Origin of the sequence: Sphingopyxis sp. FD7 (genome assembly GCF_003609835.1) — a bacterium.
In the GTDB taxonomy this organism is placed as follows: domain Bacteria; phylum Pseudomonadota; class Alphaproteobacteria; order Sphingomonadales; family Sphingomonadaceae; genus Sphingopyxis.
In genome coordinates, this window is record NZ_AP017898.1 from 65,223 (window position 1) to 79,515 (window position 14,293).

12 protein-coding genes and 1 tRNA gene are annotated in these 14,293 nt (G+C 68.0%); 7 read left to right on the forward strand and 6 right to left on the reverse strand.

Annotated features, from left to right (window positions below; all coding sequences use genetic code 11):
* Nucleotides 1–46: 46 nt before the first annotated feature.
* Genes SPYCA_RS00320 through SPYCA_RS00330 form a run of 3 tightly spaced genes read right to left on the reverse strand, consistent with a single transcriptional unit; the run spans nt 47 to nt 2,142 of the window.
* On the reverse strand, nt 47–787 hold the full coding sequence (locus SPYCA_RS00320) for a DsbA family protein (RefSeq protein ID WP_120218496.1): 741 nt from the start codon (nt 785–787) through the stop codon (nt 47–49).
* Between the two features lie 35 nt (nt 788–822).
* Nucleotides 823–1,539 (reverse strand): thioredoxin domain-containing protein, encoded by a 717-nt coding sequence (locus SPYCA_RS00325; protein ID WP_120218497.1) that lies wholly within the window; start codon nt 1,537–1,539, stop codon nt 823–825.
* 18 nt (nt 1,540–1,557) lie between these two features.
* A complete protein-coding gene (locus tag SPYCA_RS00330; RefSeq protein WP_120218498.1) occupies nt 1,558–2,142 on the reverse strand; it encodes a DUF721 domain-containing protein in 585 nt (194 codons plus the stop codon).
* A 26-nt stretch (nt 2,143–2,168) separates the two neighbouring features.
* Here SPYCA_RS00330 and SPYCA_RS00335 point away from each other — a divergent pair, with 26 nt between their 5' ends.
* From SPYCA_RS00335 to nudC, 3 genes are read left to right on the forward strand one after another with little or no spacing between them, the layout of a single operon-like run.
* Nucleotides 2,169–3,212 (forward strand): A/G-specific adenine glycosylase, encoded by a 1,044-nt coding sequence (locus SPYCA_RS00335; protein WP_232003416.1) that lies wholly within the window; start codon nt 2,169–2,171, stop codon nt 3,210–3,212.
* Entirely contained in the window at nt 3,209–4,495 is a 1,287-nt protein-coding gene (locus tag SPYCA_RS00340) for a serine hydrolase domain-containing protein (protein ID WP_120218499.1), read from the forward strand. The genes SPYCA_RS00335 and SPYCA_RS00340 overlap by 4 nt, the downstream gene beginning before the upstream one ends.
* Nucleotides 4,495–5,364, forward strand: a complete 870-nt coding sequence (gene nudC / locus SPYCA_RS00345; protein ID WP_120218500.1) for an NAD(+) diphosphatase — start codon at nt 4,495–4,497, stop codon at nt 5,362–5,364. Before SPYCA_RS00340 ends, nudC begins: the two co-directional genes overlap by 1 nt.
* A 368-nt stretch (nt 5,365–5,732) precedes the next feature.
* Here nudC and SPYCA_RS00350 read toward each other — a convergent pair whose 3' ends face one another.
* The 3 genes from SPYCA_RS00350 to SPYCA_RS00360 all read right to left on the reverse strand — a co-directional run bounded on the left by SPYCA_RS00350 (nt 5,733) and on the right by SPYCA_RS00360 (nt 8,426).
* The gene (locus SPYCA_RS00350) at nt 5,733–6,155 is read right to left on the reverse strand and encodes a DUF2497 domain-containing protein (protein ID WP_120218501.1); all 423 of its coding nucleotides are present in this window, start codon (nt 6,153–6,155) and stop codon (nt 5,733–5,735) included.
* Between the two features lie 76 nt (nt 6,156–6,231).
* A complete protein-coding gene (locus tag SPYCA_RS00355) occupies nt 6,232–7,725 on the reverse strand; it encodes a TolC family outer membrane protein (RefSeq protein WP_120218502.1) in 1,494 nt (497 codons plus the stop codon).
* A 38-nt stretch (nt 7,726–7,763) separates the two neighbouring features.
* Nucleotides 7,764–8,426, reverse strand: coding sequence for a protein-L-isoaspartate O-methyltransferase family protein (locus SPYCA_RS00360; RefSeq protein ID WP_120218503.1), 663 nt, complete (start codon nt 8,424–8,426; stop codon nt 7,764–7,766).
* Nucleotides 8,427–8,664: 238 nt separating this feature from the next.
* Here SPYCA_RS00360 and SPYCA_RS00365 point away from each other — a divergent pair.
* The 4 genes from SPYCA_RS00365 (at nt 8,665) to SPYCA_RS00380 (ending at nt 13,856) form a co-directional block, all read left to right on the forward strand.
* A tRNA-Cys gene (locus SPYCA_RS00365) sits at nt 8,665–8,738 on the forward strand.
* A gap of 212 nt (nt 8,739–8,950) precedes the next feature.
* Nucleotides 8,951–11,314: a TonB-dependent receptor gene (locus SPYCA_RS00370; RefSeq protein WP_120218504.1), complete on the forward strand. Its 2,364-nt coding sequence runs from the start codon at nt 8,951–8,953 to the stop codon at nt 11,312–11,314.
* Between the two features lie 86 nt (nt 11,315–11,400).
* The gene (locus SPYCA_RS00375) at nt 11,401–13,131 is read left to right on the forward strand and encodes an alkaline phosphatase D family protein (RefSeq protein WP_120218505.1); all 1,731 of its coding nucleotides are present in this window, start codon (nt 11,401–11,403) and stop codon (nt 13,129–13,131) included.
* 92 nt (nt 13,132–13,223) lie between these two features.
* Nucleotides 13,224–13,856 (forward strand): TetR/AcrR family transcriptional regulator, encoded by a 633-nt coding sequence (locus SPYCA_RS00380; RefSeq protein WP_120218506.1) that lies wholly within the window; start codon nt 13,224–13,226, stop codon nt 13,854–13,856.
* Nucleotides 13,857–14,293: the final 437 nt, after the last annotated feature.

The following is a 14,293-nucleotide window of genomic DNA, read 5'->3' on the forward strand; positions in this document are numbered from 1 at the left end:
ACGCTCCCCCTCCCCACGGCTGCGCCGCAGCGAGGATCAATTCGGATCAGCGCGCGCCCATCGTGCGCAGGCGGTCGCGCAGCGGGCCCCAGGAGGCGATGCCTTCGGCGACCTGGCCGTTGATGACAAAGGTGGGCGTGCCGGTGATCTGATATTTCTCGATGCCCGCGTTGGTGCCTTTTTCGACGGCTTCGACATTTTCGACCTTGCCGAGACACTGCTGGATCGTTGTCGCGGGCACACCGCGCTGCTGATAGAATTGGTCGATCCCCCAGGCTTTCGCGAGCGCGGTGAAGCGCTGCCCCGGCGGCAGCTGCATCGCCGCTTCGACCCCAGGCTGCGGCTTTGACGCGCCCGCGATGAAGGCTTCATGTTCGAGGAAGGTCGCGTCGGCGAGGGGGAAGAAACGGTCGGTGCCGGCGCATTTGACGATCGCGCCGGCGATCGCGTCGATCGGGTGGAGCATGAAGGGCGTCAGCTTGTACGACACGCGCCCGGTGTCGACGAAATCGCGCTTCAGCTCTTCGTGCGAATCCTTGGCGAACTGCGCGCAGTGGCCGCAGGTGAAGGCGCCGAACTCTTCCAGTTTGATCGGCGCTTCGGGGTTGCCCATGACGACGCCGTCGCCATCGACGCGGACGACCTGTGACCAGCTCTTGCCTTCGGGCGGCGCGACCTTGGCGATCACGTCCTGCTCCTTGGCCGGGTCGGCGGTGCCGCCGCCGCAACTGGCGAGCGCGAGCGCGCCGAGCGAGGACAAAAGGGCGATACGAAGCGATGCGGTCATATATTCGTCTCCACGGGATCGGGAATGCAGGGTTTCTACGCAGCCTTGAGCGCGGCGTCGAGTTTCGATTTGAGCGCGGGCCAGGCGACGACGTCGGCGCGCTGGCCATTGATGAAAAAGCTCGGCGTGCCGGTGACGCGGTCGGCGCCGCGGCCGATGTTGGTCATGCCCGTGAGTTCGGCCTGCGCGACTTCGCTGTCCAGCGCGGCGTCGAGTTGCGCCTGCGCGTAGCCGCGCGCGCGCATCAGCGCGGCGAGGCCGGTATCGGCGGCGATCCGGCGCGCGCGCTGCGCCACGCTGCCCTCGAACCAGCTGGACTTTTGCGCGTCGGTGGCTTTCTGAACCCTGGCGATGAAGGTCGGGAATGCGGCAAAGATCGCCTGATGATTGCCGACAAAGGCGCTGGCGCCGCCGACGCGCGCGAGCAGCGCCGCGGTCATGTCGACCGGATCGCGCACCAGGTTGCGATATTCGAAGAGGACAAGGCCGCGGTCGATATAGTGCGTCCTGAGCGGGAGCGACGCCGCCGTCGCGAAATCGGCGCAGACGTGGCAGGTATAGCTGAAATACTCGATCAGCCGCAGCCTGGCCGAAGGATTGCCGACACTATAGGCGCCGATCGGGCTGGTCGTCACCGTCCGCGACCAGGCGGCGGGCCTGGCGGGCGTGGCGGCAATCAGCGTGATCGCGGCGCCCGAGAGTGCGGCGATCGCGCCGCGGCGGTCAAACAGGTCGTCATTGAAAGCGGACATGGTCGGCGGCGCTCTTTCCTAACTGATCTTGGGAAGCCGCGGCGGCGTCGCGAGGCCCGCGGCCATGCGCTCGAGCACGGTGCGCAGTTCCGGGTCGCCGATGTCGCGCAGGCTGTCCCCCAGTTCGGCGGGTACGGGTTTCAGCATGGCCGGCGGCTGAACGGGGGCGGCGGGGGTGACCTGTCCGTGCGCCATGCGGACGGTGGCGATCGCGGCATAGCCGAAGAAGCGGTTGACCGCGGCGATGATGTCGGGCGCGACATGCTGGAGCATCGGCGCGTGCGCGCCGCTGATCGTCAGGTGCAGCGTCCCGCCCGCCTTTTGCCCCGCGGGAAAGCGGATCATCGCGGGCTGGGTGACGTCGGCGAGGCGGTCGCCGACGATCTCGCGCCAGCGGCTGACCACCGACGACTGGATGAAGCCGAACTTGCGAAAGGCGGTGCGGCCGATTTCGGGGACGAGGTCGGAAATCGCGCGCGCCTCGCCGCCGCGCGGGCGCTCGTAGCGGCGCACGGGCGCCTTGGCGGGCTTTGCGCCGCCTTTGGCGCCGCCCTTTGCCTTCGCCTTTTTGGCGGGCGCCTCGTCTCCGGTGGCTTTCGTCATGCCCGACGCCATGCCATAGGCGGGGGGTGAGCGTCCAGACTATCGCAGACATCGACAGCCTCGCGCCCCGGCTGCTCGGCTGGTACGACCGTTCGGCGCGCGTGCTGCCGTGGCGGATCGCGCCGGGCAGCGCATCGGTCCCCGACCCCTATCGCGTCTGGCTCGCCGAAGTCATGCTGCAACAAACGACCGTCGCCGCGGTCGCGGACTATTTCGCGCGCTTTACGCAGCGCTGGCCGACCGTCGCCGATCTGGCGGCGGCGGAGGACGCCGAGGTCATGGCGGCGTGGGCGGGGCTTGGCTATTATGCCCGCGCGCGCAACCTGATCGCCTGCGCGCGCGCGGTCGTTGCCGATCATGGCGGGCGCTTTCCCGACAGCGAGGCGGGGCTGCGCGCGCTGCCGGGCATCGGCGACTATACCGCCGCGGCGGTCGCGGCGATCGCGTTCGGCCGCCCGGCGGTCGTCGTCGACGCCAATATCGAGCGCGTGATCGCGCGCCACCGACTGATCGCAACGCCGCTGCCGGGGGCCAAGCGCGCGATTCGCGGCGCGCTGGCGCCGCTGGTTCCGGGCGATCGGCCGGGCGATTTTGCGCAGGCGCTGATGGATCTCGGCGCGACCATCTGTACGCCGCGCGCGCCCGCGTGCGATCGCTGCCCGATCGCCGCCGACTGCCGCGCGCGCGGGCGCGCCGACGTCGAGCGATTGCCGGTGAAGCCGCCGAAGAAGGCGAAGCCGCGCCGCCACGGGATCGCGCATTGGATCGAACGCGACGGCGCGATCTGGCTGGTGCGGCGGCCGGGCAGAGGAATGCTCGGCGGGATGCGCGCGCTGCCCGGCGGCGAGTGGACCGATGCGCCGCCCGCCGAATCCGAACGCGCCGAATCGGGGATCGTCCGCGTCGACCATGGCTTTACCCATTTCGACCTGACGCTGGCGCTGGTGCGCGGCGAAACGACCGATGCCGCAGCGGAAGGCGAATGGTGGCCGATCTCGGACCTTGACGCCGCGGGGCTGCCGACGCTCTATCGCAAGCTGGTGGTCAGGATGCTGGAGAGAGACGCATGAACATGATGGTGACGCGCCGGGCGTTGATGGGCGGAATGGCGCTGGGCGGCGCCGCGGCGCTGCTGCCGCGCGCCGCATGGGCCTGGCGCGCCGACGGCGAGGCGCTTTATCCCGCGACGAGCGCGTTCATCCGGGGTTTCGTCGAGCGCCGCGAACTCACCGGAACGCTCGCCGCAATCGGCAAGGGACAGGAGGCGCCGCTGTTCATCGGCGCGGGGGTGCAGTCGAACGGGTCGCCGACGCCGGTCGGCCCCGACACGATCTGGCGCCTCTATTCGATGACCAAGCCGGTGACGGGCATCGCCGCGATGCTGCTGATCGAGGATGGCAAGATGCGGCTCGACCAGCCGATTGCCGACTTTCTGCCCGCCTTTGCCAATATGAAGGTGCAGAACACGCCCGACGGGTCGCTCACCGACGTGCGCCCCGCGAAGGGTCCGATCACGGTGCGTCAGCTGCTCACCCACACCGCGGGGCTGGGCTATAATATCATCCAGAAGGGGCCGATCAAAAAGGCGTATGACGATGCGGGCATCGTCGGCGGGCAGGCGAGCCGCCTGCCGATCCCCGGCCTTGCGCCCGTCACCCCCGCGCCGAGCCTGGCGGCGATGGCCGACCGGCTGGCCGAGCTGCCGCTCGTATACGAGCCGGGGACGAAATGGAGCTATTCGATCAGCCTCGATCTTCTGGGGCGGGTGATCGAGGTCGTGTCGGGACAGGCGTTCGACGCCTTTCTGAAGGCGCGGCTGTTCGATCCTCTGGGCATGACGAGCACGGGGTTCATGGTCGCGGCGAAGGACGTGCCGCGCTTCACGAGCAATTATGCGCCGTTCAGCGGCGCGCTCATCCCCTTCGATCCCGCGGCAAGCTCGATCTATCTCGACCCGCCCCCCTATCCGTTCGGCGGCGGCGGCCTCGTGTCGAGCGCGCGCGATTACGACCGCTTCCTCGCGATGCTGCTCGGCGAGGGCGAAACGGGCGGCGTGCGCGTGATGAAGCCCGAAACCGCGCGGCTCGCGATGTCGAACCTGATCGACGACAGCGTCGACCGCAAGGGGACGTTCATCGACGGGCAGGGCTTTGGCGCGGGCGGGCGCGTGTCGCTGCCGACGTCGCCCGGCGGCGAAGGCATTTTCGGCTGGGCGGGCGCCGCGGGGACGATCGGGTTCGTCCACCGGGGGCTCGGCTATCGCGCCGCGGGCTATACGCAGATCATGCCGCCCGATGCGGTGCCCTTTCAGGCCAAGTTCGGCGAGACCTTCTTCAAGGACGTCGTCGCCTGATGCCCCTGCCGCTCGGCTTCACCGGCGCGCGGCTCGACCGCGCCGACCAGCTTCGCGTCAATGAGGCGTCTTTTGCCGCCGCGCTCGCCGATCCGCGCGCGACCTGCCTCGCGCTCGACGGGATCGATTTCGTGCCGGGCGAAGGGGGCGGGCTGCTGTGGGAGCCGCTCGACCCCGCCGACGAGCGCGCGCCGATCCTGCTCGGCATCGACGATACGGGCGCGCCGCGCTTCGTGCGCGAGGCGGCGGCGGGGGTGCGCGTCGATGCGCGGTCGCGCACGGTGATGCGGCTGCTGCCGTTGCTGTCGACCGAGGAAGCGGCGCTGTATGGGGGCGCGCGCAGCCTGGTCGACTGGCACGCGCGGCATCGGTTCTGCGCGGCGTGCGGCGCGCCGACCGCGCTGTTCCGCGGCGGCTGGGGGCGGCGGTGCGGCGCGTGCGATGCCGAACATTTCCCGCGCGTCGACCCGGTGGTGATCATGCTCGCCGAATATGAGGACCGCGTGCTCGTCGGGCGCCAGGGCGGCTTTCCGCCGGGCTTTTTCTCGGCGCTCGCGGGCTTCGTCGAGCCCGGCGAATCGCTGGAGGAGGCCGTTGCGCGCGAATTGTTCGAGGAGGCGGGCATCCATGTGTCCGAGGTCACCTATGTGGCGAGCCAGCCCTGGCCCTTTCCCTCGTCGCTGATGATCGGCTGCCGCGCGGTGGCGACGGGCGCGGCATTGACGCTCGATACGGCCGAGATCGAGGCGGCGATGTGGGTCGACCGCGCCGAAGTCTGCGCCGCGCTGGCGGGCGACATGGGCGCGAGCTTTCTGGCGCCGCCGCCGCTGGCGATCGCGCGCTATCTGCTGGAGGATTGGGTAGGGTAGCGGGATTGGCGACGGTTTTGGGGTGGATTCCTGCCTTTCCCTTATCCGTCATCCCGGCGCAGGCCGGGATCTCGCCGGTGCGGCAAACCGATAGGGTGAGATCCCGGCCTTCGCCGGGATGACGATAAAGTTGAGGGCAACTACCGGTCGCTTCCGGACTTTGCGAGTTACAGTCCTCCCTGTCGCGTAGCGATGGGGAGGTGGCAGCGCGAAGCGCTGACGGAGGGGCTTTGGCGCCGGCGTCGCGGCCCCTCCACCACCGCTTCGCGGCGGTCCCCCTCCCCATGGCTCCGCCACAGGGAGGATATCAGGTCCGCAATCGGTCGTTGGCGGCCATAGCGGCCAACGATCGTTATGATGGCAAATGCCTAGCCCCGCTTGCCGGTGATCCGGCTGATTTCCTTCGCCACCATCGCCTCGACCAGCGCGGGCAGGTTGGCGTCGAGCCATTCTTTCAGCATCGGGCGCAGCGCGTCGAGCACGACCTCTTCCATCGTGCGGCCCCCGGCGGCGGGGGCGGCGGTGGTCGCGGCGGCGACCGCGGGCGCGACCACGGCGGTCAGCGCCTCGAGCGACTGGCGCGCGGCGTCGGCGCTTGCTTCGGACACCAGTTCGTCGCTGTCGGCGGCGTCAGCATCGGCGCGATCATCGCGATCCTGCAGGTCGAGGATGTCGTCGGCTTCGGGGACGCGAATCTCGCGCGCGGCGCCGGGCGCCTCGTCGCGGGCGATGACGCGCCGAATCGACGACAAAATGTCTTCCATCGACGGTTCCCGCGACATATCGCCCATATAGACCCCCTAAACCATCGCGCTTACCGGATGGTTAACGCTTCCCTTACCGATCGGGGGCGTATTTTGCCAAGCCTTATTGTGGCGCAGGCGCGGGCGGGCCTTCGGGAACGGCGGCGTCGGCGGCGGGCACCGCGCGCGTGTCGGTCGCGACCTGCTGCGGTTCGGGATCGTCGGCCCAGTCCCAGAGCTGACCCTTCACCCGGCGATAATTGACCTCGGGATCGTAGAGCGCGCCGCCCTCGATCCCCAGGTCGCGCGCCTCCGCCTTGCCCATCGCGGCGAGGAGCGAGAAGGCGGCGACGTAGGAATTGCGCTGCGCCGAGACGAGCTGGACCTGCGTGTTCAGATATTCCTGTTCGGCGTTCAGAATGTCGAGGATCGAGCGCGTGCCGACGCTGTTCTCGGCGCGCACGCCCTCGAGCGAGAGCGCGTTCGCGCCGACCGCCTGCCGCGTCGCGGCGATGATGCGCTCGTTCGCCTGCCACGCGGCATAGGCGCCGCGCGTCTGGGCGATCACGCCGCGTTCGACCTCGACATATTGTTCGATCGCCTGGCTGCTGCGCGACTGAGCCTGCCGCACCTGCGCCGAGCGGCGGCCGCCGGTGAAGATCGGCAAGGTGACCTCGACCCCCGCCGCCGCGCTCGATGTTTCCTGCGTCAGGCTGACGCCGGGGACGCCGCTGTTCAGCGAGCCGAGGAAATTATTGTAACCGCCGCTGAGGATCGCCGACACCTTGGGCGCGCGGCTCGACCTGGCGGTGCCGATGTCGGCGCGCGACGCCTTGACCTGCTCACTCGCGGCCTCGATGTCGGGGTTGCTGTCGAGCGCGATCGCGACCGCCTCTTCGGCGGTGGCGGGCAGGTTGGGGAGCGGGGGCGGCGGCTCGAGATCGACCGGCGCTTCGCCGACGAGGCGGATATAGGCTTCGCGGCTGGCGATCAGATTGGCTTCGGCGGTCCTGAGGTCGCCCTCGGCGAGCGCCAGCCGCGCCTCCGACTGCGCGACGTCGGTGCGGGTGAGGTCGCCGATTTCAAAGCGGTCGCTCGTCGCCTGCAAATTGGTGCGCAGCACCGCGACATTTTTCTGGTTGAGCTGGACGATCGCCTGGTCGCGGATGACGTCCATATAGGCGCCGACGACCTGCGAAAAAATGCTCGCCTCGGTCGCGCGCAGATTGGCCTGCCCCGCCTCGACGCGATGTTTCGCCGCGCGCACCGCGTTGCGCACCGCGCCGCCCTGATAGATCGGGACGCTCAGCCGTCCGCCCATCGTAATCGAGCGCGCGGGCGAGCTGAAATTATTGCCGGGGATGATCAGATTTTCTTCATAGCTTGCCTGCGTGCCGATTTCGGGCAGGCCGAAGCTTTTTTCGATCGGGACATTTTCGTCGGTCGCACGCTGGCCCGCGCGCGCCGCGGTCAGCGTCGGGTTGTTTTCATACGCCTTGGCGAGCGCCCCCTGCAGGGTTTCGGCCTCCGCCGCCATCGGCAGCATCAGCGCGCTCGCGGCGAGGCCGGCAAGCCAGCGGGCACGACGAGGGGACGGTTTCTTGTCGCTATCGGTCATCGTGATGTCAGCCTGAAACAAGGAGGGGGAGGGGCGGCTCAGAAGCGGAAGCCGGTTGGCGCGGCGAAGCCGGGCAGCGGCGCGACGTCCATGTCGGCAAAGCTGCGCAGCGCGACCACGCCGCCCGCCTTGACGCCTTGAACAAGCCGCGTGACCGCGCCCTCGCGCCGCGCGGCGACGATGCGGCCGCCCTCGGCGAGCTGCGCGGCGAGCGCGTCGGGCAGGATTTCGATCGCGCCGTCGATGATGATGCGGTCATAGGGGGCGGCGTCGGGCGCGCCCGCGGCGAGCGGCCCCTCGATCCAGCGGACGTTCGCGTCGGCGGTCGCCGGTTTTGCGATCGCGACCAGCGCGGGCGCTTCCTCGACCGCATGAACTTCGGCGCCGAGGGCCGCGAGCAGCGCCGCGGTATAGCCGGTCGCGCCGCCGACGAGCAGCACGCGCATTCCCGGACGGATGGCGGCGGCGACAAGCATCCGCCCGGTGACGAGCGGGGGATTGAGCATCCGTCCGTCGCCCAGCGCGATCGCGCGGTCCATATAGGCGACGCTGGAAAGCGCCGCGGGCACATGCGCCTCGCGCGGCACCGCGCCCATCGCCGTCACGACCGCGGGGTCGATGACGTCGTTTGTCCTGAGTTGGCTGTCGATCATGGCGGCGCGCATCTCCGCCGCGGTGATTTCGCTAAACCTGGTCGCCATCAGCCTTGTTCCGATTCCCTGGAGCCTTGATCCTTTGCGCCCGCTCTAGCCGAAGCGATGCTGTATTGCAACAATAATACAGCACGGCGGTCCGCTGCCGCGCGCATAGCCCGGCGGAGGGGATGCGCCAACCCCGCATCGCGCTGCGGCGGGCGCAAGACGATCGGCCCAACAATCGGATTGCCAGTGCCGGGCGAAACGGCTAGGGGCGCTCACTCCACGCATATCATGCGCCTGAGGCCCGATGGCGGAGTGGTGACGCAGCGGACTGCAAATCCGTATACGCCGGTTCGATTCCGGCTCGGGCCTCCAACATCATTCACCGTGATTTCCGGCTTGTCGCCCGCCTGACGGCGCGGCGACCCTATGCGTTTTTCCGTGGTCGCCGCCGGGAGCGCGGCCGTGCCGCGCCTGTCATCGCTTTGACCATGAACTGCCGCGCGACTGTCTCCGAACTGACGGCTCGGTGTCAGAATGCTCGACTAGCTGCCGCGCACCGAAGCTTGTCAAAGGGGTCTGTCACCATGTCGTTTTCCAGCCGCCATTTCCTTGTCGTCGGGGCCAGCCTCGCCGCGATTGCCGCCACGTCGCCGGCGATCGCCGCCGATGCGGCCGATGCGGCCGAAGCCGACACCATCGTCGTCACCGGAACGCGCGCCACCTACAATAATGCCGCGGCGACCGAAACGATGATCGCCGAGCAGCCGCCGCTCGTCTCGGTGCTGGGCGTCATCGACACGCTGCCCGGCGTGCAGGTGCAGGAAGGCGACGCCTTCGGCTTCGACGACTGGTCGACCACCGTGGCTGTGCGCGGCTTTCAGACCAATTTGAACCAGCAACAGGTCGGCATCACCGTCGACGGGCTGCCCAACGGCGGGTCGGGTTATGGCGGCGGGTCGAAGGCCAACCGCTTCATCGACACGATGAACCTGCGCACCGTCGAAGTGTCGCAGGGGACGGCCGACATCGGCTCTTTGTCGAACGAAGCGCTCGGCGGCACGCTCAACTTCGTGACATCGGACCCCTTGGAGGAAATGCGGCTGCGCGTGTCCGGCTCGGTCGGCGATTTCGAGGCGAGCCGCATCTACGCCCGGTTCGATACGGGTTCGATTCTGGGCGGGCAGGCGCGCGCCTGGTTCTCCTATTCGCGGCAGGAAGCGACCGACTGGATCGAGGGGTCGGCGCAGAACCGGCGCGACCATTTCGCAGCGAAGTTCGTGCTCGATACGCCCGTGCGGATCACCGGCTATGCCAGCTATGACGACGCGCATGAGGATAATTACGACCAGGTCTATTCGGCCGAACAATTCCGCCTGTTCCCCGAAACCGACGGGCTGGTCGGCGTGTGGACCGGCATTCCCTATCAGGATCAGGCCTATCGCCGCGCCTGGTCGACGCTGCGCAAGAATGTCTTCGCATATCTGAAGGCCGAAACGACGATCGCCGATGCGCTCGATCTGCGCGCTTCGGTCTATTATCACGACATGTCGGGACGCGGCGACTGGGTGCCGCAATATGTCGCCAATGTCATCGCCGATGGCGCGGGCAATCCCGAAAGCGAATTGGCGGGCGGGCTTGCGAAGGGCGGCGCGCCGGCGGGGCTCATCTATTTCGTCGACGCCAATGGCGTCGCACTCAGCCCGATCGCGGGCTGCGTCGGGTCGGTGCCCTATCCCTATGGCGGCACCACCAACCCCGTCTATGATCCCGCCTGCTACGCGCCCGGCGCGATCGGCGCGCAATCCTATCGCCACACCCATTATCGCAAGGACCGCATCGGCGGCGCCGCCGAAGCCGCGTGGACCGCGGATTTCGGCGGCGGCGAGAACAAGCTGCGCGGCGGCATCTGGTACGAGGATACGCGCCGCAGCGAATGGCGCGACTGGCACAATGTCCTCGACACGAGTGTCGGCCCCGACTTCGATCCCGCGCCCTACTGGATCCAGTACAGCCGCAAATATCCGCAGGACACGTTCAAATGGTATGTCGAGGACAGCCTGACCTTCGGGCCGGTGACGGTCAATGTCGGCGCCAAGCAGTTCATCAACAATATCGACCGCATCGACCTGTTCGGCGAAACGCCCAATGCGCGGATCGAATCGACGTCCGACGTGCTCTTTTCGGGCGGCATCCAGATCGAGCCGATGGCGGGGCTCAACCTGTTCGGCGGCTATGCCGAGAACTTCAAGGCGCTGAGCGACGCGGTGCTCGAGTTCAGCAACGCCGACTTTTCCGAACTCCAGCCCGAAACCGCGGAGAATTGGGAAGCGGGCGTGCGTTACCAGAGCCGGTCGTTCAATGCGTCGGCGACCTGGTTCAAGAGCAGATTTTCCAATCAGGTGATCTTCGTGTCCAACTCGACCGAAGCGGGCAATGACTATCTGGGCGAAGGCGACGGCAAATTCTTCAACGCCGGCGGCATCGATTCGCAGGGTTTCGAGCTGCTCGCCAACGTCCGCCCGGCGCAGGGCCTGAACCTCTACGCCGCCTATACCTATATCGACGCCACATATCGCGGCACCGGCAATGCGGTGCTCGACGCGGAACAGGGCGTGACGCCGGGCAATCGCGTCGCGGGCATTCCCAGAGATATGTGGGTGCTGTCGGGCCATTATGAAACAGGCCCGTTCCGCATCGGCCTGACCGGCAAATATACCGGCGACCGCTTCGTCAACGCCGACAACAGCTGGGAAGCGAAGCATTATTTCCTGACCGACTTCAGCATCGGGATGCGCGGCGAGGCGCTCACCGACTGGTTGCAGGCGCTCGATTTCAGCCTGACGATCAACAATCTGACCGACGAGGATTATCTGGGCGGCATTTCAGGCAATGCGGCGTGGATCGGCGCGCCGCGCTCGATGATCTTCACCGTGACCGCCGATTTCTGATCGGAAGTGGCGGCGGGCGGGGCCGATCCGGCGTCGCCCGCCTGCCACCGCGATCGGCGGGCCCGAATGACAGGGACGATCAGCGCATGACCAGCCATTTTCACCGCGCCGAAATCGCGCGCCGCGCGCTCCTCTGTGGCATGGTCGGCGGCGCGGCGCTGGCCGCGATGCCGCGCGGGCTGCTGGCCCATGCCGCGCCCGCCAACCCGACCTTTCGCTATGGCGTCGCGAGCGGTGATCCCGACGCGACCAGCGTCGTGCTGTGGACGCATGTAACGGCAAAGGATCGCGCCGAGGTCGCGTGGGAATTGAGCGCGACGCCCGATTTCGCCGACGTCGTGCAATCGGGCACGATGACGACCGATGCCGGGCGCGACCATACGGTCAAGCTGCTCGTGCGCGGCCTCGCGCCGGGCGGGGTCTATTATTACCGTTTCCGGCTGGGCGAGGCGGTCTCGCCCGTGGGCCGCGCGCGGACGTTGCCCGAAGGGCGGCTCGACCGACTGGGGATCGCGCTCGCCTCCTGCTCCAACTTCGCCTTCGGCTTTTTCAACGCCTATGACGCGATCGCGCGCGACCCTGCCATCGACTACGTGCTCCACACCGGCGACTATATCTATGAATATGGCGGCGACGACAGCTGGGGCGATGCGGTCGCGCGCAGCATCGGCCGCGTCCATGCGCCGACGCACGAGATCGTTTCGCTCGCCGACTATCGGATGCGCCATGCGCAGTACAAGACCGACGCCGGGGCGCAGGCGATGCACGCGAACCACACGCTGCTGGCGTGCTGGGACGACCATGAAAGCACGAACAACCCGTGGACCGGCGGCGCGCAGAACCATCAGGCGGCGACCGAGGGCGACTGGGCAGCGCGCCGCGCGGCGTCTATCCAGGCCTATTATGAATGGATGCCGGTGCGCGAGCCCGAATGGCTGGCGCAGCCGGGGCGCACGCGCGCCGACTTCTGGCGCGCCTATCGCTTCGGCGACCTTGCGCTGCTCCACACGCTCGAAACGCGCCACAGCGCGCGGGCGCGGCAGATCGAATATGCCGATCATGCCGCCGCGATCACCGACGCGGCATCGGCCGAGCGGTTTCGCCGCGAGGTGCTCGGCGCGCCGGGCCGCGCGATGCTGTCGGCCGAACTCGAAGCCGATCTGGAGGCCGCGCTCGCGCAGTCGGTCGCCGACGGACAGCCGTGGCGGATCATCGGGTCGCCGATGGTGATCGCGCGCGTCGAGGTGCCCGATGTCGCCAAGCTCGGCATCCTGCCCGACCCCTTCGCCAGGCTGGCCGCCGCCACGCCCGCCGAGCGCGCCAGGCTCGCGGCCGACCCCGCGGTTGCGCTGGCGTGGAAGGGGCGCTTCAACCTGCCCGACTATACTGATGCGTGGGGCGGCTATCCCTGGGCGCGCGAGCGGCTCTATGACCTGTCGCGGCGCGCGGGGGCGGGCGATCTCATATTCCTGTCGGGGGACAGCCACAGCTTCTGGGCCAATCGCCTGGCCGACGCGGCGGGACGCCCGGCGGGGATCGAGTTTGGGACCGCGGGCATATCCTCGCCCGGCGACTTTGTCGAAAGCGGCTTCGACGACGCCACCTCGCGCGCGCTGGACCTAGCCTATGCCGCGCATATCCCCGAGGTCGTGTGGACCGACAATATGCACCAGGGCTATGTGCGCGTCGAACTTGCCCGCGACCGCGGCGTCGCCAGCTTCATTGCCGTCGATACGGTGCTTTCGCCCGATTATCGCACCTCGGTGCTGAAGCGCGTGCCGTTCGCGCGCGACGGCGGGCAGATCCGGTTGGCGTAAGGCGCCCGTCGGGCCGCCGGTCGACCTGCGGCTCGGCTGAACCGGCGCCCCCGCTGGACTTTTTGTGACGGCTATATTATATACCAGTCGTTATGAAAGTTGACACTGGCGCCAGCGCTGATTCGCAAGCCGTCCCGCACAAGGGACGCCCGCGCGAGTTCTGCGTCGATGCGGCGCTGGCCGCGGCACTGCGTGTCTTCTGGTCGAAAGGCTATGAAGGCGCGTCGATGGCCGACCTCACCGAAGCGATGGGGATCACCAAGCCGAGCCTTTATGCCGCCTTCGGCAACAAGGAAGCGCTCTTCAACAAGGCGCTCGACCTTTATGAGCGCGAAAAGCTCGACTATATGCAGGCCGCGCTCGCCGCGCCGACCGCGCGCGGTGTCGCCGAGCGGCTGATGCGCGGCGCGCTCGACATGTATACCTGCCCCGAAAACCCCAACGGCTGCCTCGGCGTGATCGCTTCGGTCGCGTGCGGGGCGGAGGCCGAGTGCATCCGCCAGGCCGTGCTCGAACGCGGCGCGGCGGCGAAGCGCGCCATGCTCGACCGGCTGGTGCGCGCGAAGGAAGAGGGGGATTTTCCCGAAGATACCGACCCCGAGGGGCTCGCTGCTTTCCTGATGGCGGTGAATCAGGGCATGTCGGTGCAGGCGGGTGCCGGCGCGACGCGCGCCGAGCTGGAACGGCTGGTGGAAACCAGCCTCAAATTGTGGCCGGGGCGCTGAGCGGGGCATTTGTTCGCCGGAAGCGGGCGTCCGTGTTTCGGGTAAGGGCCCTGAAAGAATTATTTTTACTGCCCGGTACAGAATGCGCTTGACGCGGCGCAACATAGATTATATACCAACCAGTATACAAAGATAGGCTCTCCCCCCGGAGCGGCCGTCGTGTGACAGGATCATGCGGCGGCCGGATCCATCGACAGCATGAATCAATCCCGGGAGCGGGCTCGACCCGGCCGGGCGCCGATGGCGTTCGACCCAAGTAAACAGGGCCCGGCGCGCGCATTTTTCGGTGCGGGCGCCGGACGGGGCGGCCGTCCTCTGCCAAGAGGGTCGTCTGCATATGAGGACCGCAATCGCAACGCGGCGGAAGCAGCGCTTCCGGCGACGGGTTTCTGCGCCCCCTTTCCATGGCCGGGGTGCGGCAACCGAACCGAACGAAG